Raw genomic sequence first — 21,831 nt, 5'->3', positions numbered from 1 at the left:
CGGCAGGCCGCTCCGCCCGGTGACAACGTCCGCGCAACGGAGGACGGGCAGGCGTGACGGGTGCGGACGACGATTACGTGTACGACGAGGCGACGGGCGAGTGGCGCCCCGCCGGCGAGATGAAGGCCGCTGCGGTCCGGGAGGTGCGCGACGCCTCCGGCAACGTTCTCAGCGACGGTGACTCCGTCACCCTGATCAAGGACCTGAAGGTCAAGGGCGCGAACCAGACCCTCAAGCAGGGCACGGTGATCCGCTCGATCCGCCTTACCGACAACGACGACGAGATCGATTGCCGTCACGACACGATCAAGGGACTGGTGCTGCGCACGGAATTCGTGCGCAAGCGATAAACCTGCTTGGCCGGCGCAAGCAGCGGCGCGACCGTCTTTACTATCCCACCCGCGACCTCATCCTGAGGTGCGACCGCAGGGAGCCTCGAAGGAGGCTTCCAGAAGTCTCCGAGCGAGCTGGAGCCCTCCTTCGAGGCCTCCGCTTTCGCTCCGGCACCTCAGGATGAGGCTGCTGGTCGGATAAACATCTGTCGATTCAGGACAATAAATTCTCACCGCGGCGTCAGCACAGGCACCATCCGGCGCATCGCCTCGGTGAGATCCGCCGCCGAGCGGGCGAAGCACAATCGTAAAAACCCTTCGCCGCCGGGCCCGAAGGCCGAGCCCGGGGCGAGCCCGACATTCGCCTCGTCGACGAGCCGTTTGGCGAGGCGGACGTCGTCCGGCTCGGCCGGCACCCGCGGGAAGGCGTAGAACGCGCCGGGGGGGCTCGGCAACTCGACGCCCGGCACGGCGCTCAACGCGTTGCAGACGATCTCGCGCCCTGCCCGGGCCTGCGCCACCTGCTCGGCCACCAGCGCCTCCCCCTCCCGGATCGCCGTGACGGCGGCGTGCTGGAGGAAGGTGGCGACACCCGACGTGCCGTAGAGGACGAGCCCGTCGACGATCCGGCCGATCGATTCCGGTCCCTCCAGCCAGCCGACCCGCCAGCCGGTCATCGCCCAGTTCTTCGAGAAGGTCTGGACGAACAGCACCCGGTCGCGGTCCTCGGGCTGCCAGACGTCGCGGATCGACGGCGCCCGGCCCTGGGCCTCGTGCGCCGGATCGAAACAGAACCGGCCGTAGATCTCGTCGGCGACGATCCAGAGCCGGTGCTCCCGGGCGATCGCCAGCACCGCCTCGAGGTCTTCCTTCGTGGCGACCCAGCCGGTCGGGTTCGCCGGGGTGTTGAGCACGATGGCGCGGGTGCGCGGGGTGATCGCCGCCGCGATCCGGGCGATGTCGAGGCTCCAGCCGGACGCAGGGTCGAACTGCATCGGCACGGGCACGGGCCGCGCGCCCTGCATCGCGACCGCGCCGAAGAAGTTCGACCAGGTCGGGGTCGGCAGCACCACCTCGTCGCCGGGCTCGGCGGCGATGCGGATCGCGGTGTGGAAGGCGTGCATGCCCCCGACCGTCACGAAGAACCGCCCCGGCCCGACGGGATCGCCGTAGAGCCGCGAGACGTACTCCGCCAGGGCCTCGCGCAGGGGCGGGATGCCGAGCATCCGCGTGTAGAAGGTCGCGCCGTCGCGCAGCGCCCGCTGCGCCGCCTCGCCGATGAAGGCCGGCGTCGGCCGGTCGCCCTCCCCGACCCAGAGCGGAATCAGCCCGGGCCGCTCGACGCCGTAGGCCACGAGCTCGCCGATGCCGCTCGGCAGCACCCCGGCCGCCTCGCGGCTCACCGGCGGCATCGTGTCGGGGAGGGGCGGGAGAGTCATGCGGGGCCTCAACCGAAGGGATTCGGGGACTCAAGGCATCGCAAGAGGTGCGCCGCGGCGCAAGCCGGGAGGAACGACATACGGGACGCTCCGGCTGAGCCGTGGCTCGTGCAGGCTCAGCCGGTTGGATCGTGATTAAGCGCCAGGCTTCGGATGCAAACACATGTGCTCGACTTGGTGCGCCTTTCGGAGATGGCTCGATCCTGCGCCCAACATCGGGTAGCATTCATCGGACTCAGTGGGTAAGACGAATCGAGCGCCATCGATATGCTTGAGGACAATCGCACCCAGATAGGTCCATCCCGCGCTGTCGAGGGACTGCGTGGGTACGAATGACGGACCGGACTTGCCGCTCAGATCGACGACAGCCTCGAATGTGGCACCATCTCGGAGGACGCCGAGCTGATCCTGCGGTGTCCGATACAAAAGTACCCTCGGACCACTCCCCCAGTCGCTTCCGAGATCGGCGTGGAGAGTACCCGCCGACGTTTCGATGACGAGGATTTCGGGACCGTCGTCCAGGAAGCCGGCCCAACCCTGCATGCGCACCCGGGCATCAGCCATCGGGAGTGGAACCACGACCTCGATCGCCGGCCGGATTGCAAAACGCAGATACGTGGCGCCGAAGAGGACACCGAGGACGATCGCGGCGACGGCCCAGCGGTTCGGCAACAGCTTCATTGGGGCCAGGCCCTGTCCGAGGAGCCTTTACCATCCGCGGCCTGCGTGGCGTGAGGCTGGCGACGTTCGGGCCGGCGCGGCTCGATGAAGCCGCGCCGGCAAGTCGAGCCTCAGCCCTGCCGCACCAGGATCAGCGTCGCGAGTGGCGGCAGCGACAGGGTCAGGGAGTGGTCCTGGCCGTGCGAGGCCTCCGCCACCGCGTCGATCCCGCCGTAATTGCCGACATTGCTGCCGCCGTACTGCTCCGCGTCCGAGTTGAACGCCTCGCGGTAATGGCCGGCCATCGGCACGCCGATGCGGTAGCCGTGGCGCACGACCGGCGTGAAGTTGGACACCACGATCGCGATCTCGCCCGGCTGGCGCCCCTTGCGGGCCCAGGCGATGACGTTGTTCTCAGCATCGTCCGAGACCAGCCACTGGAAGCCGGCGGCCTCGGTGTCCCGCGCGTACAACGCCGGGGTCGCGGCGTAGAGGTGGTTGAGGTCGCGCACCAGGGCCTTGAGGCCGGCGTGGAAGGAATCCTCCAGCAGGTGCCAATCGAGGCTCTGGTTGTGGTTCCACTCCTTCTCCTGGCCGAACTCGCCGCCCATGAACAGCAGCTTCTTGCCGGGATGCCCCCACATGAAGCCGAAATAGGCACGGAGATTGGCGAATTTCTGCCAGCGGTCGCCCGGCATCTTGCCGAGCAGCGAGCCCTTCCCGTGCACCACCTCGTCGTGGGACAGGGGCAGGATGAAGTTCTCGGAGAAGGCGTAGAGCAGCCCGAAGGTCAGGTCGTGGTGGTGGTAGCGGCGATGCACCGGCTCCTTCGAGATGAAGCGCAGGGTGTCGTGCATCCACCCCATGTTCCACTTGAAGCCGAAGCCCAAGCCCCCGGTATAGGTCGGGTGCGAGACGCCCGGCCAGGAGGTCGATTCCTCCGCCACCGTCATCGTGCCGGGAGCGTGGCTGTAGGTCGCCTCGTTGGTCTTGCGCAGGAAGTCGATGGCCTCGAGGTTCTCGTTGCCGCCGTACTGGTTCGGGATCCACTCACCCGCCCGGCGCGAGTAGTCGAGGTATAGCATCGACGCCACCGCATCGACGCGCAATCCGTCCAGGTGGTAGTGTTCGAGCCAGAATCGGGCGTTCGAGGCGAGAAAGGCCGAGACCTCGGTGCGCCCGAAATTGTAGATGTAGGTGCCCCAGTCCTGGTGGAAGCCCTGGCGCGGATCGGCGTGCTCGTAGAGATGGGTGCCGTCGAACTGGCCGAGGCCGTGGGCGTCGAGGGGGAAGTGGCCCGGCACCCAGTCGAGCAGGATGCCGATGCCGGCCTCGTGCGCGGCGTTCACGAACTCGGAAAAATCCTCGGGCGAGCCGAAGCGGCTGGTCGGCGCGTAGAGCGAGACCGGCTGGTAGCCCCAGGAGCCGTCGAACGGGTGCTCGGTGATCGGCAGGAGCTCGATATGGGTGAAGCCCATCTCCTTGGCGTAGGGGATGAGGCGGGCGGCGAGCTCGCGGTAGGTGAGGTAGCGGTTGCCCTCCTCCGGCACCCGCGCCCACGAGCCAAGATGGACCTCGTAGATCGAGATCGGGCCGTGGCGGTGATCCAGCGCGTTGCGGCTCTGCATCCAGGCCTGGTCGCGCCAGACCGGTGCCGGCAGGCCTTCGAGCTTGGAGGCGGTCTCGGGCGGCTGCTGCGCCGCGAAGGCCACCGGATCGGCCTTGAGCGGCAGCAGCGCGCCGTCGGGCCCGCGGATCTCGAACTTGTAGTGGCCGCCCTTCTTCAGTTCGGGGATGAACAGCTCCCAGACACCGCCATCCTGCCACAGCCGCATCGGGTGGCGCCGGCCGTCCCAATCGTTGAACTCGCCGACGACCGAGACCCGGCGGGCATTCGGTGCCCAGACCGCGAAGCGGAAGCCCGGCGTGCCGCCGATCTCGACCGCCTGCGCCCCCAAAACGCGGTGCACCGCGTCGTTGCCGACGTCGCGCAGGAGGCCGATCTCCGCTTGCGTGAGCGTGGCGCCGTACTCGTAGGGGTCGCGGCGCGTGCGCTCGGTGTTGTCCCAGCCCTCCACCGCGATGCGGTAATCGGGTCGCTGCGGATGGGCGAAGCTCCCGACGAAGAAGCCGGCGGGGTGGCGCCGCTCCATCGGCACGCGGGTCTCGCCGATCACGACCGTGGCGGCGCGGGCCTCCGGCAGCACCGCGCGCACCTCCCACTGGCCCTCCGCCGTCTCGTGCGGCCCGAGGACCCCGAAGGGGTCGCCGTGCTCGGCGCGCATGATCGCCTCGACGGCGTCGGGATGGACCGCGTAGGCCCGGCCCGGCACCGGCGGCCGCGCCGGGCGGCCCGGCGCCGGCCCGGAGACGCGGGGCGAGGCCGCGGCCTGCATCGCGGCGACGCGCAGCGAGACGTGCTTGAGGGCCCCCTTGCCCTTCTTGTCGGCCTTGTCCTTGCCGGCTTTCGCCTTGACGGTCACCGGCGCCACCAGGGCGGCCTTCACCTTCGCGCCTTTGGTCGCGCTCTTCCCGGGCTTTCCGGTCGTCACGCTCTCGGTCACGCTCGTCTCAAGGTCGCGGTCGGTCGGGCGCCGGGAGGCGGCCGGCTTCCGGGCGCTGGTCTCGTCGTCCATGGGTCACGCCCCTTTCTGGTCGGCCAGGATGGCCAGCACGCCGCGGGCCGGAATCTCGATCCAGTCCGGACGGTTGTTGGCCTCGTAATCGATCTCGTAGAGCGCCTTCTGCAGCAGGCAGAGCCGCAGCAGGCGGTCATGGGTGCCCGCGTCCGTCACCGCGGCGCGGCTGCCCTGCACGGTGGCGGCGTAGGCCTCCAGGAAGGCCCCGCTCACCATCGCCCGCCAGGCGGCGACGGCGGTCTTCGCCCGATCGCCGGCCTCGGCGAAGCGCGAGGAGACCTCGCGGGTCACGGTCTCGCCGCCATAGGCGAACGAGCGCAGGATGCCGGCGACGTCGCGGAGCGGCGTCGACTTTGCCCGGCGCTCGTCCACCGGCCGCGACGGCTCGCCCTCGAAGTCGACGATGATGAGGTCGTCCTGCGAGGCCAGTACCTGCCCGAGATGGTAGTCGCCGTGGATGCGGGTGCGGTGGGCCCCCGTCGGCGCCTCGTTGCTCAGGGACGCGATCAGCGCCTCGATCTCCGCCTTGGCGGCGACGATCGCGGAAGCAGCTTCCTGCGCGCTCTCGGGCGCCGTGAAGCCGAGCGAGGCGCAGGCCCGCAGGGCCTTCTCGGCCTGGCGCCGCGTGTCGGCGGCGAGCGCCGAGAGATCCTCCGCCGTGAACGGCTCGGCGGCGAAGGCCGGGTCGGCGGTCTCGGTGGCGAGCGCCTTGTGCATCTCGGCGGTGCGCTGGCCGAGCAACCCGGCCCAGCGCAGATGCGTGGCGAAGGTCTCCTCCGGCGAGTGCGCCTCGCTCTCGGGCACCAGCACGATCGTGTCGAGGTCGCGCCGCAGGTATTCGAGCATCAGGGTCCACGCGTCGCCCTGGTTGCGCACGAAGGCCTGGAGCAGGCCGAGCGCCGTCGTCGTGCCGTCGGGCCCGACATGCTCGACCACGCCGAGCAAAGCCGGGGTGTTCTTGAACCCGGCCTCCTCGGTGAGGAAGCGGCCGACCTCGACCTCCGGATGCGCGCCCGGCTGGAGCCGGCGCAGGAGCTTCAGCATCAGCCGCGAACCGAAGGCGATCGAGGTGTTGCTCTGCTCCGCCGAGAGCCGGCGGATATCGGCCGGGTCGAGCTCCAGCTCGGGATCGAACAGCGAGGTCGCGGTGAAGCGGATGCGGCCCTTCTCGGACGCGATCTCGCGGTTGTTGCGAATCGCGTCGACCATCGCGAGCGCGAAGTCGACCGAGGAGGCGGCGCCGTAGAGGAGGCCCATCCGCGGGCCGCGGCGCACCCGGGCGACCGCGTGGTCCATCAGCGACTCGTCCTCGCGGCCCTCGTCGACGGCGAGCGGCACGAAGTAGTCCTGCGTCTCGCCGTTGGCGAGCGAGACGGCGATGCGCGGCAGGAGGAAGCCGCCGGTGCCGCTCGCGGAAGGCAGGATCGCGCTGTCCGTCACCTCGACCCCGCGGATGCGGGTGCCCTTGGCGCCGAACCAGCGCCGCGAGCCGATGAAGCGCGGCGCGACCGTGCGCTCGAAGGCCTGGCGCTCGCGGCCCCGCATCAGGGTCTCGACGCCGCCGGTCAGCACCAGCGTGAACAGCTCCGGCGTCTCCGGGCTCGGGCCCATCGTGCCGGCATTCGCGGTCGAGAGCGAGAACCAGTAGAAGCCGTAGGCCGGCATGGTCAGCAGGTACGGCAGATCGCCGATCGGCGGGAACGAGGTGCCGCCGGTCAGCTCCACCGGCACCGCGGTGCGCAGGTCGGAGAGGTCGAGCTGCACCGCCTGCGGCGCCCGCGACAGGTTGGCGACGCAGAGCACGCGCTCGTTGTCGTGCTCGCGAATCCAGGCGAGCACCTTGCGGTTGTCCGGATAGAGAAAGCGCAGGGCTCCGCGCCCGAGCGAGACGTGGTTGTTGCGGATCGCGATCATCCGCCGGGTCCAGTTGAGCAGGCTGGTCTGGGCGCGCGTCTGCGCCTCGACGTTGACCGCGTCGAAGCCGTAGATCGGGTCCTGGATCGTCGGCAGGAACAGGCGGGCCGGGTCGGAGCGGGAGAAGCCGCCGTTGCGGTCCGGCGACCATTGCATCGGCGTGCGCACGCCGTCGCGGTCGCCGAGATAGATGTTGTCGCCCATGCCGATCTCGTCGCCATAGTACAGCACCGGGGTGCCGGGCATCGAGAGGACCAGGAACTTCATCAGCTCGATCTTGCGCCGGTCGTTCTCGAGCAGCGGCGCGAGGCGGCGGCGGATGCCGAGGTTGATGCGGGCGCGCCGGTCGGCGGCGTAGAAGCTCCAGAGGTAGTCGCGCTCCTTGTCGGTCACCATCTCGAGCGTCAGCTCGTCATGGTTGCGCAGGAAGATCGCCCATTGGCAGCCATCCGGAATTTCCGGCGTCTGCCGCATGATGTCGGTGATCGGGTGCCGGTCCTCCTGCGCGATCGCCATGTACATCCGCGGCATCAGCGGGAAGTGGAACGCCATGTGGCATTCGTCGCCGTCGCCGAAATACTGCGCCGTCTCCTCCGGCCACTGGTTGGCCTCGGCCAACAGCATCCGGTCGGGATAGGATTCGTCGAGGGCGGCGCGGATCTTCTTGATGACCGTGTGGGTCTCAGGGAGATTCTCGCAATTCGTGCCGTCGCGCTCGATCAGGTAGGGGATCGCGTCGAGGCGCAACCCGTCCACCCCCATGTCGAGCCAGTAGCGCATCACCTCGATCACCGCGTCCAGAACCTTCGGGTTGTCGAAGTTCAGGTCGGGCTGGTGCGAGTAGAAGCGGTGCCAGTAATAGGCCTTGGCGACCGGATCCCAGGTCCAGTTCGAGGCCTCGGTGTCGAGGAAGATGATGCGGGTGTCGGTGTATAGCTCGTCGGTGTCGGACCAGACGTAGAAGTCACGCCACTCCGAACCCTTCGGGGAATTGCGGGCCTGCTGGAACCAGGGATGCTGGTCCGAGGTGTGGTTGATGACGAGCTCCGTGATGACCCGCAGGCCCCTGGCATGGGCTTCGTCCACGAAGGTGCGGAACTGGTCCATCGTGCCGTAGGAGGCATTGATGTCGCGATAATCCGCGATGTCGTAGCCGTCGTCGCGCAGCGGCGAGGGATAGAACGGCATCACCCAGATCGCCGTGACGCCGAGGTCGCGGATGTAGTCCAGCTTCGCGGTCAGGCCGTCGAAATCGCCGATGCCGTCGTTGTTCGCGTCGAAGAAGGACTTGACGTGCACCTGGTAGATGATGGCGTCACGGTACCATTGCGGATCGCTGCGATCGATCATCGCGTCAGAGCCTCATTCGATCGGGTCGTGGCGCCGGGCTGAAGGCCTTCCGTCGGGCTTGGGCTCAACGCGGGGCGCCGGGGAGAGTTCGGGAGCCTTGAAGCCTGCCGGCGCGGACGGGTGATTCGTCCGCACCGGGAGGCACGGCTAGGCAGAGCCGTGCTGCCACGTGCCGCCGGGCGCCGCAAGGCGGTCGGGGCGGCGAAGGCGCCAGATCACCACCGAGCGCTCGGCAGGATCCAGGGCGATGCGGTGGGTCTTGCCGCGCAGCTCGAACTTGTAGCCGAGCAGCAGGTCCTCGACCTCGACCGCGCCGTCATCGGGCAGACCGAGCTGCCAGAGCGGCACCTCGTAGGTGCATTCCTGCCGGTTCCTCGGGTCGAGGTTGACCATGCAGAACACCGCGTTGTCACCGGACGGCGTCATCCGCAGGTAGGCCAGGATCTGGTCGTTCCAGGCCGGGGTGAAGACGACATTGCGAAAATCCCACAGGGCCGGGTTCTCGCGGCGGATGCGGTTGAGCGCGATGATGTGGTCGCGGATGTTGCCGGGCCGGTAATAGTCCCAGGCCTTCAGCTCGTATTTTTCCGAGTCGAGGTACTCCTCCTTGCCCGGCACCGGGGCGGCGTCGCACAACTCGAAGCCGTTATAGATGCCGTAGACGCTCGACAACGTGGCCGCCAGCGTGCCCCGGATGATGAAGCCCGGCCGGCCGCTGGTCTGCAGGAAGACCGGGTTGATGTCCGGCGTGTTGGCGAAGAAGTTCGGACGGTAATATTCGCCCATCTCGCCGGCGAGTTCCGTCGAGTAGGCCGCCAGCTCCTCCTTCGTGTTGCGCCAGGTGAAGTAGGTGTAGCTCTGCTGGAAGCCGGCCTTGGCGAGCTTCTTCATCATCTTAGGCCGGGTGAAGGCCTCGGCGAGGAACAGCACGTCGGGGTAGCGGTCGTTGACGTCGCGGATCATCCAGTCCCAGAACGGGATCGGCTTGGTGTGCGGGTTGTCGACCCGGAAGATCTTCACCCCGAGTTCAACCCAGCCGGCGATGATGTCGCGCAACTCGACCCACAGCGACGGGAAGGCGCCCTCGCGGTAGAAATCGACGTTGACGATGTCCTCGTACTTCTTCGGCGGGTTCTCGGCGAACTTGATGGTGCCATCGGGCCGCCAGTCGAACCATTCCGGATGCTGCTTGATCCAGGGATGGTCCGGCGAGCACTGGATCGCGAAGTCGAGCGCCACCTCCATGCCGTGGGCGTGGCTCGCCGCGACGAGTCGCCGGAAGTCGTCGAGGGTGCCGAGATCGGGATGCACCGCTTCGTGGCCGCCCTCCTCCGCGCCGACGGCGTAGACCGAGCCGACATCGCCCTCCTTCGCCTTCAGGGAGTTGTTCTTGCCCTTGCGGTTGGTGCGGCCGATCGGGTGGATCGGCGTGAAGTAGAGCACGTCGAAGCCGAGCTCCCGGATCTCGGGCAACCGGGCGATGACGTCGTCGAAGGTGCCGTGGCGGTTCGGATCACCGGATTGAGAGCGCGGGAAGATCTCGTACCAGGCCGAGAACCGGGCCGCGAGGCGGTCGGCGAAGACCTCCAGCACGACCGGATAGCGCGAGAGGTTCACCCGCTCCGAGTTGCGGTGGATCAGCGCCGTCTGCTCCAGCAGCCGATGGAGCTGCGCCGCCGAGCCGGGCTCGTCGGCTTCGAGCGCCGCCACCAGGGCGTTCAGCGCGGAGGCGTCGCTGCCCTCGGCCAGCGCAGCGGCGCGCTTGACGAGGCCGACGCCCTCCATCGTCTCGAGCCGCACGTCGACGCCAGCGTTGCGCTTCTTCTCCAGGCCCCGCAGCCAGGACGAGAAGTCGTCGCGCCACGCCTCGACGGTGTACTCGTAGCGGGCGTTGCGGGTGAGCGGGAAATGACCGTGCCAGCGATCGTTGTCGACGAACAGCATCGGGTCGCGGCGCCACTCGGTCTCGCCGGCGAGGCGCGACAGGACCGCGGCGTTGATGACGTCGTGCCCGTCGGTGAAGATGTCGGCCTCGACATGGACCTGATCGCCGACGACGCGCTTGATCGCCGAGCGACCGCCGTCGATCTCAGGGCTCACCGCCTCGATGACGACGCGCCCCTCCCCGCTCGGGGTGGTGCGGCGCGGCCGGCGTACGGCGCCGATGCGGCGCGCGGCGAGGATGCGCACCGCCCGGGGCTCCAGGCCGATCGACTGGTCGGCGCGGAAGACCAGCGGCGCGGCCTCGGGCGTCAGGTCCTGGAACGGTCCGAACTCGCCGCCGGAGCCGGCGATCAGTGGCGCCGGATCGACCGCGACCGGCTTAGTCGTAGGGTTGTGCAGCACAAGCACGGCGTTCTCGGCCGAGCCGGGATGGCCGGTATCGATCCGGATCAGCGCGACGTACGAGGCGTCCGGCGCCGAGAGGCGCCACTGCGCGCCCTCGACATTGGCCGCCGGCAGGTCGGCGCGCAGGCGGTTGATCGCCGCGACGAAGCCCGAGATGTCGATGCCGGTGTGGTGCTCGCGGCTCTCCGGGGTGGTCTCCACCACGTGGAGCGGCTTGGCGTAGCCCCACTCGTAGCCGATCGGCATCAGCACGCCGGCGGAGAAGAAGGCGGCGAGCGCGTAGCGGCTCTTGAGTTCCGCCGCCACCGCCTCGCGCCCGCCCTCCAGCGAGGCGGCGAGCCGCTGCATGTCGTGGTTCTCCGGGAAGGCGATCGAGGGCGCCAGGATGCGCAGGCGCTCGTACTGCTCCAGCGCCCAGGGCGCCTTCAGGTCCCACCAGGCGAAGGAGTTGAACAGGTAGTCGAACCCGGCCTCGGCCGTCGCCCGCGCCTCCTCGAAGGTGCAGCCCAAGGTCTCGGCGGCGAAGAGCGCGGCGTGGTCGCGGTCCTTGGCGGCGCCGATCAGGCTGCGCCACACGTCCGGCGGCACCTTGTAGGCCGCGTCGCAGCGGAAGCCGGCGACGCCGAGACCCTGGAGCTTGGCGACGTAGCCGTTCCACAGCTCGGTCAGCGCCGTACGCGCGTGTTGGCCGACGTAGTCGAACTCGGCGAGGTCGCCCCAGACGGTGATCTTCGACGGATCATCGGGATCGACCGCGTGCGGGCTCACCGGCGCGCCGGATTCGTCGCGCACGAACAGGTCGGGGCGCTCGTGGGCCAGCTTCCCGTCATTGGCAGCGTGGTTCACCACCAGGTCGGTCATGATCTTCAGGCCGTGCCCGGCGGCGGCCGCGCAGAAGCGGCGGATCTGCTCGTCGTCCGGGGTGCCGTCGAGGTCGCGCAGGCGCTCGTCGAGCCGGTCCGGATCGGCGACGGCGTAGAGCGAGCCCGAGCCGCCGGTCTGGTGGAAAGGATTGAGATAGACCCAGTCGAAGCCGAGCTCCGCGATGCGGGGCAGTTCGGCGGTCCAGGCCGAGACTCGGCCGACCAGGAGGGGAAACAGGTTGTAGATCCGTGGTCCGGCCGCCAGCGGCGCCAGGGTCGCCGGCAGCGGCGTCACCTCGCGGGTGCGCTTCGCCGGCTTGGTGCTGGTGCGGGGTACGTTCATCGGCCCGATCCTGCCTGCTCGTTCTCGATCCATTCAGGCGGGCTCGGCCGGACCAGAGGGTCCGGCCGAGCCCGAGGTCTCAATTGGCGGAGAGACGCAGAACCGCCAGGGGGAGGCGCGCGAAGAGTCGCTCGACGTTCACGCGTCCACCCTCGGAACGGACCTCGTCGCCCGTCACCAGATCGCGCCAGACGCTGCCCTCGGGCACCGGCAGGCTCGTCCCGGCGAAGGCCGCGGCGAGCTGCGGTCCGTCCTCGGCCGCGACCCGGCGCGGCACCGCCACCAAGAGGTCGCCGGCCTCCGATCCTGCCGTCGCGTCCTGGCGCAGGAAGGCGACGACGCGCTCCGCGCCCTCCCCCTCGGCTGCGACCGGGGCGTAATCGGCCTCGGCGTAGAAGCCGGGATACGCGGCGCGGTCGGCGAGCAGACGGGCGAGGACCCGTTGCTTGATCCGTCCATCCGGCCAGGAGGCCAGCAGGTCCTCGACCGCCACGTCCTGCCCGAGCGCCGCCTCGCGCTCGGCGTAGTCGACCGGGCGGCGGTTGTCGGGATCGACGAAGGAGAAGTCCCAGAACTCCGTGCCTTGGTAGATGTCGGGCAGGCCCGGCAAGGTGCATTTCAGCGCCGAGCGGGCGAGGCCCGTCACCATGCCGACCCGCGCCAGCTGCTCGGCGAAGAGACGGAATTCCTTCAGGAACTCCGAGCCCGGCGCCACCAGGGCGTCGAACAGCTTCGCGACCGCACCCTCATAGGCCTCGTCGACGTTGACCCAGCTCGACCGGCGCTTGCCCTCGCGCATCGCTTTCTCCGCATAGGCGCCGAGCCGCTTGCGGAATTCCTCGACGTCTTTCGGATCAGGCTTGTCGGTCAGCAGCTCCAGCGGCCAGGCGCCGAGGATGGCCTGCAGGAACATCCACTGGTCGTTGGCGTCGGGCGCCGCCTCGCCGTCGACTTGCGCGAGGTGCGGCGCGACGAGCTGCCCCCACAAGGTCCAGGCCTCTTCCCATTCCGCCGGGATCTCGGAGAGCGCCAGCAGCCGGGTGCGGGCATCCTCGCCGCGCTTGGTGTCGTGAGTGGCCGTGGTGATCATCGCGTTCGGCCAGTCGCGGGCGCGGGCGGCCTGGAGCGCGTGGAAATGCTCGGCCGTCAGCCCGTACTCGCCCGGATCGCCCCCGACCTCGTTGAGCGCCAGCAGCTCGACGAAGCGGTAGAACAGCGTGTCCTCCAGGCTCTTCGCCATCACCGGTCCGGTGAGCTGCTGGAAGCGGCGGCGGAAGCGGCGCACCACCTCGGGGTCGGGCCGGCCCGGCCCCTCGGTGTCGAGCCGCCCGAGCAGCACACGTTCGGCGAAGTCGTGCACCGAGCGGTCGGGCAGGCTGGAGCGGCGCTTGGCCTTGCGCACCGTGTCGCCGATCAGCTTCAGGTCCTCCGGCTCGATCTCGTTCTCGTCGAGGTCCGAGCCCAGGTAGCTGCGATAGACCGGGAAGCGGGCGATGATCTCCGACAGGGCCTGACGCAGCGCATTGACCGAGAAGTCGCGGGTGCGCCGGTCGGCATCGGCCACCTGCTTCAAGTCCGAGGTCAGGACTTCCAGCTCGCTGGCGAAGCTGGTTTCCAGGATCTCGCCCTTCACGTTGCGCAGGAGATAACCGTAGGGCTCGTCCATGCCGGTCGCGCCGGCATAGAGCCTGGCGACCTCCTCGCGCTTCCCCTGGTCGACGAACAGCCCGTCGATCTGGTTCAGCACGTCGTAGCCGGTGGTGCCGGCGATCGGCCAGGGCCGCAACTTCTCGCCGGGCTCCAGGATTTTTTCCACCACGATGTAGAAGCCCGGGCCGAGCGCCGCCTGGAGCGCGCGGGCATAGCCCGCCGGGTCGGCAAGGCCGTCGATATGGTCGATGCGCAACCCGTCGATCCGCCCCTCGCGGATATGCCGGAAGAGCATCGCGTGGGCGCCCTCGAACACCCGCTTGTCCTCGACCTTGAGCCCGGCGAGCGAGTTCACGTCGAAGAAGCGGCGGTAGTTGATGTCGCTCGCCGCGACCCGCCAGTGGGCAAGGCGATAGGCCTGGGCCTCCAGGATGCGATGCAGCGCCCCGAAGCTGTCGGGGTGGCCCTTGAAGCCGTTGACGAGGGTCACCGCCCGGTCGATCGCCGCCTTCAGGTCGGACGAGGCCGCGACCGCGTGGGCGAGGCGCCGCTTCAGCCCCTCGGCTTCCTCCGGGAAGGCGGCCTGACGCTCGGAATTGGTCTCGTCGCCCATCCGGCGCAGGCGCTCGGAGATCGACAGCACTTCCGCCGAGGCCTCGTCGCCGACCTCGGACAGGGCCGCGAGCGCCCGGTCGAGGACGATCGGATAGCTCAGCGGGTTGACCGGGAAGCGGTGCTCAAAGTGCCAGACGCTGAGGGAGCCCTCCTCCGGGTCGAAGGCGAGCTTCAGATCGCCCTTCTCCAGGGCCTCGCCGTAGCGGTCGCCGAGGAACGGCACGACGAGCTTGTTGCGGGCGCCCAGCCGGCCCCAGTCGATGTCGAAGGCGTCGGCCGCCGGCGAGAGCGCCCCCCATTCGAGCACCGAGAGCCACCACGGGTTGTCGGCGCCGCCGACGCCCATGTGGTTCGGCACGATGTCGAGCAGGAACTTGAGGCCGTGTGCCTTCAGCCCGTCGCTGAAGCGGATGAACGCCTCCTCGCCGCCGAGTTCCGGATTGATCTCGCGGTGGTCGACGATGTCGTAGCCATGCATCGAGCCCGGCCGCGCCTTGTGGATCGGCGAGGCGTAGACGTGGCTGATGCCGAGCTTCGCCAGATACGGGACGATCTTCGCCGCGTGGTCGAAGGTGAAGTCCTTGTGGAACTGGAGCCGGTAGGTCGCCCGCGGCGGCGGCGAGGCGAGCCGCGCAGCGCCCGAGCGCGGCCCGCGCTCCTCCGCGGCGAGCGACGAGGCGAGCTTGGCGAGCGGCCCGCCCGGCGCCGCGATCGCCGCGAGGTCGCGGTCGAGCTTGCGGCGCCAGTTCGGGTAGCCCTCGGTGACGCCCGGCATGTTGGCCTGGCTCACCTCGCCGAGGATGTCTTCGTACTGCACGGCCGTCAGCACCGACGGGGCGCGGGCGAGGAAGCGCACCGCCGCCTCGAAGGGCGGCTCGCCCGGCACGTCAGCATCCGGGAGCAGGCCCTCCTGGTTCAGGGCTTCGGCCAGGCGCCGGCGCTCGTGCACCCGCTCCTCGCGCTCGGCCCCGGCCCGCTCGGCGTCGTAGAGGCCGAGGGACTGGCGCAGCTCGGTGTCGACGCCGCGCCACCAGCCGACGAAGGTCGGCAGGTCGTGGGTGGTGATGGCGCAGAGCGCGTCGCGCGGGTACTCGGCCGGGCGCTTGAACGTGCCGCCCTCCTCCCGCTCGAAGGACAGGATGCGGTAGCTCAGGATCCCGGCCTGCATCAGCGCGTCGGAGAAGCCGGCCGGCGCGGTGCCGAGATCCTCCGCGATGACGAGGCACTTCGCCCGGTGGCTCTCGAGGCGCAGGACAGCCAGCATCGCCTCGAACGGCATCGCCACGTAGGCGCCGCCCTTCGCCCCCACCCCGACCGGGATCAGGAACAGCCGGGCGAGCTGGAAGGCGTGGTCGATGCGGATCGCGCCGGCGTGCCTCATGTTGGCCTGGACCAGCGCCCGGAAGGCCGCGAGGCCGTCGCGCTCCAGCTCCAGGGGATCGAAGGGCGGCAGGCCCCAATCCTGGCCGTTCGGCGCCAGGATGTCCGGCGGCGCGCCGATCGACAGACCGGCGGCGAAGCGCTCGGGATGCGACCAGATCTCCGAGCCGCCGCGATCGGCGCCGACCGCAAGGTCGCGGTAGAGCCCGAGCCGCATGCCGGAGGCGAGTCCCTGCGCGGCGGCGCGGGCGAGCTGCCGGTCGGCGAGGAATTGCAGCCAAGCGTGGTAGGCGACCCGCTCCTGATGCTCGGCCGCGAAGGCCAGGACCTCCGGCGTGCCGTTGCGGCGGTAGGCCTCCGGCCAGTCGCCGAGCCAGTTGGCGCCGTCGCTGGCAAAATGCTCGGCCAGGGCCTCGAAGGTGGCGTGGGCCTCCAGGTTCTCGGCCCCGGCGGCGCGGAAGGCCAGGAACTCGGTGTCCCGCCCAGCCCGGGCCGGAGAATCCTGCCACAGCGCTTCGAGGACGGGGCTCAAGACCTGCCAGACGCCGGCATGGTCGACCAGGGAGGTGTCGCGCAGGCGCGCGACCTCGGAGGCGGCTCCCTTCAAGATGAGCGCGGCCCGGCTGCCGGGAAGGCCTGGGAGCGAGGCCGGATCGATGAAGAGCGTCTCGAGGAACAGCCGCGAGGACGGCGAGTAGGGCGAGACCTTCTGCCGGTCGGTCGAGAACAGGGCGTGGACCGGGCTCAACCCTAGGAAGGCTGCGCCCCGCGCCCCGGCATCGGCGGCGGCGCGCCCGGCATCGGTGTAGGTGCCGATGCCGAGATTGGTGTCCGAGCGCAGGCCGTAGAGCTGGGCCGCCAGGCCCCAGTCCCGCGCGCCCTCGTCGCCGAGCGCCCGGGGCCGCCAGCAGCGCTGCGGCGCGGCGATCACCGTGGCCTCGGCGCGCTGATCGCCGAAGGTCACGGTAAGGCGGTGGTAGCCGGGGGTGAGAGGCGGCAGCTCGATCGCGTCGGCCTCGGGGCCCAGGGCCACGCGCCCGTCGCGGGCCGTGCCGCGCTCGTCGACGATCCGCCAGCTCACGGTGCCGGAGGCAGCACCCGGACGGATCGACACCCGTGCGGCGCGCCGCGCCTCGACCGGCACCAGCGGCGGCACGAGGCCGTGGCGCAAGGAACGGATGCGCTCCAGGCTCGCTTGCGCCTCCGCGTCGGTCCCCGCCGGCAGGCCCAAAGCTGCAAGCAGGCCCTGGCGCACGTCGAGCGGGGTCTCGACGCGCCGGCCGAAGGCGTCGGTGTAGTCCGCGGCGATGCCCGCCTCATCGGCGAGCCGCGCGACGACATCCTCGGTCACGGCCATCTCAAAAAACCTCTTTCACGAACACGCCCGACCAGGCGGGCAGGACCAGGGCGCCGTCCTCGTCCTGCGAGGCGGCGGGTGAGCGCCAGACGACGCGGCCGGGCAGCGGCCCGGGCTCGTACGAGTCGCCGCCGAACACGCCGACGAAGCGGAGCGTGCCCCCGGCATAAGACCAGGTCACGTCGATCACGTCGGGCCGCGGCAGCGCGTAGCGCCCGCCCTGCCAGGCGGTCTTCGTCAGCGGCACCACCTCGCGCTGGCGAAGCGCCAGCAGCGCGGTCGTGTCGGCCAGGATCTCGCGGTGGGGCGAGCGCTCCCGCTCCGCCCAGTCGAGCTTCGAGCGCCGGAACGTCTCCGCGGCGGTCGGATCCGGGATCGTCTTCGCCTTCTCCTCGTCGGCGAAGGCGGCGAAGCTCTTGAACTCGCGACGCCTTCCGTCACGGACCGCCTTGTTCAGCTCCTCGTCCGGAGCGAAATCGACGAAGAACAGGAACGGCGTCGAGGCCGACCATTCCTCGCCCATCCACAGCATCGGGATCTGCGGGCTGAGCAGCAGCCCGGCCCGGGCGAGCGCGAGCTTGTCGGGGTCGGCGAGGTGGCTGAGGCGCTCGCCGAGCGCCCGGTTGCCGACCTGGTCGTGGTTTTGCAGGAAGGTGACGAAGGCCGAGGGCGGCAGGTGGCTGGACGGCTCGCCGCGGGGATGGTTGTCCAGCGTCTTGAACGGCTCGCCCTGATAGGCGAACCCTTCCGCGAGGCTCCGGGCGAGGTGGGCGGCCGGCTTGTCGGAAAAACTCTCGTAGTAGCCGGAATCCTCGCCCGTCAGCAGGATGTGCCAGCCGTGATGGGTGTCATCGGCCCACTGCGCGCTGTGGTAGCGCGGCCGGCCCGTCCCATCCCGCTCCAGCCACGAGGCCTGGTTGGCCTCGTTCTCCAGCATCAGGTGGATCGGCCGCTCGGGGAAAGCCCCGCGGATCCGCTCGGCCAGCTCGCCGAGGAAGTGTTTATCGGAATCGTCCAAGATCGCGTGGACCGCGTCGAAGCGCAGGCCGTCGATGTTGAACTCCTCCAGCCAGTACAGCGAATTGTGGACGAAGTAGTCGCGCACCACCTCGCCGCTGGTCTTGCCGTCGAAGTTGATGCCGGCGCCCCACGGCGTCTTGTGCCGCTCGGTGAAGAACGACTTGGCGTAGGCGTGGAGGTAATTACCCGCCGGTCCGAAATGGTTGTAGACGACGTCGAGGAAGACCATCAGCCCGAGGGCATGCGCCCGGTCGACGAGGCGGCGCAGGTCGTCGGGCGTGCCGTAGGCGGAATCCGGCGCGTAGGGCAGCACGCCGTCATAGCCCCAGTTGCGGCTGCCCTTGAAGTCGGCGAGCGGGAGCAGCTCGATCGCAGTGACGCCGAGGTCGCGCAGGGATTCGAGCTTGTGCTGGAGCGCCGCGTAGGTCCCTTCCGGCGTCGCGGTGCCGACGTGGCACTCGTAGATCACCGTCTCCTCGAACGGGCGCCCGGCCCAGTCCCGGTCGGTCCAGGCGAAGGACGAGGGATCGACCACCTCGCTCAGGCCGGACACGTCCTCGGGCTGGAAGCGCGAGGCCGGATCGGGCACCACGAGGTCGCCGTCGATCCGGTAGCCGTAGCGGGCGCCGGCGCGCACGCCCGGCACCGTCACGCGCCGCCAGCCCTCGCCCTGGTCCTCCAGCGGATGCTCGGTCCCGTCGAGCATCAGGGCGACGTTCGTCGCGGTCGGCGCCCAGAGGGCGAATCGCACGCCCTCCGGTCCGATTTCCGCACCGAATGGCATGCTGTGGGCGCGCCGCATCGGGCCACCATCCTTCGAGAGCAAGAGTGTGCGAACGGCGTGGGGTGCCGCTCAGGAAATTCGGTCGGATTGCGCAGGTTCCGCGGGCCGATCCCGCATCGCGGCACAGGCATCGCCAAGGCGGGAGCTAAGGCGGCCCCCGCCCGCGGCAATGGCCGGGGCGCTGCGGATGCTGGGGAAAGCCGGCTCGGGCGGTCAGAACGCCCAGGCGAGGGTCGCGGCGAAGGCCACCGCGACGGCTGCGCCGGTCGCCGTCATCGCCACACGCCCGATTCCGATCGCGGCCGCGGCGACGCCCTCCTCGGCGAAGCCGAAGGCCTGGCCGGCGGCCTGCTCGGCGCGGGCGAGGGAGAGATGACGGGCGTGGCGGTTGACGGTTTTCATCGTCGGAACGCTCCTGCGGCGCGCCGCCCGTCCGGCGTCGGGAGCGGCCACCCGGACAACGGGCGGTCACGGCCGAGGTTCCGGGGGGTATCGCGCGCGTCACCGGGCTTTAAGGGAATTTGTTTACGTCTCGGTGACTCTGGTACGGGTTCTGCGGCGCGGCGATTCCCCGCCGCCCGACCACGCCCGTTCGCCACACCCTGCAGCCGCGCAAAGGCTCTTTTTGTTCCGCGTTTGTTCCGGTATAGGGAAAGGATGACCTCGAATGCTGCCAGAGCCCTTCCCCCACCGCGAGGCCGTCGCGTGAGCGAGGCCGCACGAGACCTGTTCGGACCGGGAGGCAAGCCTCCTGGTACGAATCCCGCCGGATCGAAGCCGCCGACGGATCCGCTCAAGGCGGAAGCCGTGAAGCGGCCGAAGCCCGTCGCCGTGCCCCCGCCCGCGGAGGAGGCCGGCTACGACGCCTCGGCGATCGAGGTGCTGGAGGGTCTGGAGCCGGTGCGGCGCCGGCCCGGCATGTATATCGGCGGCACCGACGAGAAGGCGCTGCACCACCTCTTCGCCGAGGTGATCGACAATTCCATGGACGAGGCGGTGGCGGGCCATGCCAGCTTCATCGAGGTGGAGCTGGAGGAGAACGGCTGCCTCGCAGTGACCGATAACGGCCGCGGCATCCCGATCGACCCGCACCCGAAATTTCCGGGCAAGTCGGCGCTCGAGGTCATCATGACCACGCTGCATGCCGGCGGCAAGTTCGACTCGAAGGTCTACGAGACCTCGGGCGGCCTGCACGGCGTCGGCATCTCGGTGGTGAACGCGCTCTCGGACGTGCTCGAGGTCGAGGTCGCCCGCAACCAGACCCTCTACCGGCAGACCTTCTCCCGCGGCCACGCGCAGGGGCCGATCGAGACGGTCGGGCGGGTGCAGAACCGGCGCGGCACCAAGGTGCGCTTCCATCCCGACGCGGAGATCTTCGGCGAGCACAGGTTCGATCCGCGCCGCCTGTTCAAGATGGCGCGCTCGAAGGCCTACCTGTTCGGCGGCGTCGAGATCCGCTGGCGCTGCGCCCCATCCCTGCTGGAGGGCGTCGAGAACGTGCCGGCCGAGGCCGTGCATCGCTTCCCGGCCGGCCTGAAGGACTATCTCGCCCGCGAGATCGACGGCAAGGAGCTGGTCGCCGACAACGTCTTCTCCGGCAAGATCACCAGGCCCGGCAGCCACGGCTCCCTCGAATGGGCGGTGGCGTGGCTTGCCAACGACGACGGCTTCTCGTCGTCCTATTGCAACACCATCCCGACGCCGGAGGGCGGCACCCACGAGAGTGGGATGCGGGTGGCCCTGCTGCGGGGATTGCGCGACCACGCCGAGCGGGTCGGCCAGGTCAAGCGGATGGCCTCGGTGACCGCCGACGACGTGATGATGACCTGCGCGGCGATGCTGTCGGTCTTCATCCGCGAGCCGGAGTTCCAGGGCCAGACCAAGGACAAGCTCGCGACCCTGGAGGCCTCCCGCATCGTCGAGGCGGCGATCCGCGACGCCTTCGACCATTGGCTCGCCGCCTCGCCGACCCAGGCCAACAAGCTCCTCGACTGGGTCATCGACCGGGCCGAGGAGCGCCTGCGCCGGCGCCAGGAGAAGGAGGTCGCCCGCAAGACCGCGACCCGCAAGCTGCGCCTGCCGGGCAAGCTCGCCGATTGCTCGAAGGCCGGTGCCGCCGGCTCCGAGATCTTCATCGTCGAGGGTGATTCGGCCGGCGGCTCGGCCAAGCAGGCGCGCGACCGCGCCACCCAGGCGATCCTGCCGCTGCGCGGCAAGATCCTCAACGTCGCCTCGGCGAGCCGGGACAAGCTCGGGGCGAACCAGCTCCTCTCGGACCTGATCCAGGCGCTCGGCTGCGGCATCGGCAAGCAGTACCGGCACGACGACCTTCGCTACGAGAAGGTCATCATCATGACCGACGCCGATGTCGACGGCGCCCACATCGCCTCGCTCCTGATCACCTTCTTCTACCGGCAGATGCCGGAGCTGATCGAGGGCGGCCACCTCTATCTGGCGGTCCCTCCCCTCTACCGGCTGACGCAGGGGGCGAAGAGCGCCTATGCCCGGGACGACCGCCACAAGGAGCAGCTGCTCAAGACCACCTTCAAGTCGGGCAAGGTCGAGATCGGGCGCTTCAAGGGCCTCGGTGAGATGATGCCCGGCCAGCTCAAGGAAACCACGATGGACCCGAAGAAGCGCACGCTCCTGCGGGTCGAGGTGGTGGAGGAGGCGCGCGACGCCACCGGCGACACGGTCGAGCGGCTGATGGGCAACAAGCCCGAGGCCCGCTTCGCCTTCATCTCCGAGCGGGCGGTCTTCGCCGACGAGATCGAGCTCGATATCTGAGGGACTGGTTGCCTCGCCGGGCAAACTTCGTACCCTCCTGGTCGTTCCGGGCTCCGCGACGCAGCACCGGAATGACCAGGAGGATCATGAGTCGGTCGAGATCCATCGAACAGGCTCAGGGAACCCGCAACGGACGCAATGGCTCGTCGGCGGATCCGACTTGCAGGAAGGGCCCGGTCGCGCGAGCGGCCGGGCCCTTCCTGCATTCCGCCGATACCCGCCGTGACGGACGACCACGCCTCCCGCAACGCGAAGAGCCCGGCCTTTCGGCCGGGCTCCGCTCCGTCGGGGTGACGGAGTGCGACGACTAGAAGCCGTTGAACTTGTAGTTCAGGCCGGCGCGGACGAC

The 21,831-nt window shown here is 69.7% G+C and carries 10 protein-coding genes; 2 read left to right on the top strand and 8 right to left on the bottom strand.

Annotation, left to right across the window (positions count from 1 at the left end):
* The first annotated feature begins 53 nt into the window (after positions 1-53).
* On the top strand, positions 54-350 hold the full coding sequence (locus ABZT49_RS13190; protein WP_355286516.1) for an alkylphosphonate utilization protein: 297 nt from the start codon (positions 54-56) through the stop codon (positions 348-350).
* A gap of 212 nt (positions 351-562) precedes the next feature.
* Here the strand turns inward: ABZT49_RS13190 and ABZT49_RS13185 are convergent, their stop codons facing one another.
* From ABZT49_RS13185 to ABZT49_RS13150, 8 genes are all read right to left on the bottom strand, one after another.
* Positions 563-1,771 (bottom strand): pyridoxal phosphate-dependent aminotransferase, encoded by a 1,209-nt coding sequence (locus ABZT49_RS13185; protein WP_355286515.1) that lies wholly within the window; start codon positions 1,769-1,771, stop codon positions 563-565.
* 135 nt (positions 1,772-1,906) lie between these two features.
* Complete coding sequence (locus ABZT49_RS13180; protein WP_355286514.1) at positions 1,907-2,452, bottom strand: hypothetical protein; 546 nt, start codon at positions 2,450-2,452, stop codon at positions 1,907-1,909.
* A 110-nt stretch (positions 2,453-2,562) separates the two neighbouring features.
* Positions 2,563-4,827 carry a 1,4-alpha-glucan branching protein GlgB gene (gene glgB / locus ABZT49_RS13175; protein ID WP_355286527.1) on the bottom strand — a complete coding sequence of 755 codons (2,265 nt, stop codon included), beginning with the start codon at positions 4,825-4,827 and terminating at the stop codon, positions 2,563-2,565.
* 243 nt (positions 4,828-5,070) lie between these two features.
* On the bottom strand, positions 5,071-8,334 hold the full coding sequence (gene treS, locus ABZT49_RS13170) for a maltose alpha-D-glucosyltransferase (RefSeq protein ID WP_355286513.1): 3,264 nt from the start codon (positions 8,332-8,334) through the stop codon (positions 5,071-5,073).
* A 147-nt stretch (positions 8,335-8,481) separates the two neighbouring features.
* Positions 8,482-11,889 carry a maltotransferase domain-containing protein gene (locus ABZT49_RS13165; protein WP_355286512.1) on the bottom strand — a complete coding sequence of 1,136 codons (3,408 nt, stop codon included), beginning with the start codon at positions 11,887-11,889 and terminating at the stop codon, positions 8,482-8,484.
* A 79-nt stretch (positions 11,890-11,968) separates the two neighbouring features.
* The gene (locus ABZT49_RS13160; protein WP_355286511.1) at positions 11,969-16,891 is read right to left on the bottom strand and encodes a malto-oligosyltrehalose synthase; all 4,923 of its coding nucleotides are present in this window, start codon (positions 16,889-16,891) and stop codon (positions 11,969-11,971) included.
* Between the two features lies 1 nt (position 16,892).
* Complete coding sequence (gene treZ / locus ABZT49_RS13155; RefSeq protein ID WP_355286510.1) at positions 16,893-18,713, bottom strand: malto-oligosyltrehalose trehalohydrolase; 1,821 nt, start codon at positions 18,711-18,713, stop codon at positions 16,893-16,895.
* Between the two features lie 195 nt (positions 18,714-18,908).
* On the bottom strand, positions 18,909-19,097 hold the full coding sequence (locus ABZT49_RS13150; protein WP_355286509.1) for a hypothetical protein: 189 nt from the start codon (positions 19,095-19,097) through the stop codon (positions 18,909-18,911).
* 303 nt (positions 19,098-19,400) lie between these two features.
* On the opposite strand from ABZT49_RS13150, the gene parE reads away from it, so the two are divergent.
* Complete coding sequence (parE, locus tag ABZT49_RS13145; RefSeq protein WP_355286508.1) at positions 19,401-21,482, top strand: DNA topoisomerase IV subunit B; 2,082 nt, start codon at positions 19,401-19,403, stop codon at positions 21,480-21,482.
* The last annotated feature ends 349 nt before the right edge of the window (positions 21,483-21,831 follow it).

Source organism: Methylobacterium sp. EM32 (assembly GCF_040593685.1).
Classification (GTDB): Bacteria; Pseudomonadota; Alphaproteobacteria; order Rhizobiales; family Beijerinckiaceae; genus Methylobacterium.
This window is presented reverse-complemented; position numbering and strand designations above follow the sequence as displayed.

Coding starts and splice junctions, on each gene's coding strand:
- ABZT49_RS13180 (WP_355286514.1), bottom strand. CDS start 2,452: ATGAAGCTGTTGCCGAACCGCTGGGCCGTCGCCGCGATCGTCCTCGGT.
- ABZT49_RS13150 (WP_355286509.1), bottom strand. CDS start 19,097: ATGAAAACCGTCAACCGCCACGCCCGTCATCTCTCCCTCGCCCGCGCC.
- ABZT49_RS13160 (WP_355286511.1), bottom strand. CDS start 16,891: ATGGCCGTGACCGAGGATGTCGTCGCGCGGCTCGCCGATGAGGCGGGC.
- ABZT49_RS13165 (WP_355286512.1), bottom strand. CDS start 11,889: ATGAACGTACCCCGCACCAGCACCAAGCCGGCGAAGCGCACCCGCGAG.
- treZ (WP_355286510.1), bottom strand. CDS start 18,713: ATGCGGCGCGCCCACAGCATGCCATTCGGTGCGGAAATCGGACCGGAG.
- glgB (WP_355286527.1), bottom strand. CDS start 4,827: ATGCAGGCCGCGGCCTCGCCCCGCGTCTCCGGGCCGGCGCCGGGCCGC.
- treS (WP_355286513.1), bottom strand. CDS start 8,334: ATGATCGATCGCAGCGATCCGCAATGGTACCGTGACGCCATCATCTAC.
- ABZT49_RS13185 (WP_355286515.1), bottom strand. CDS start 1,771: ATGACTCTCCCGCCCCTCCCCGACACGATGCCGCCGGTGAGCCGCGAG.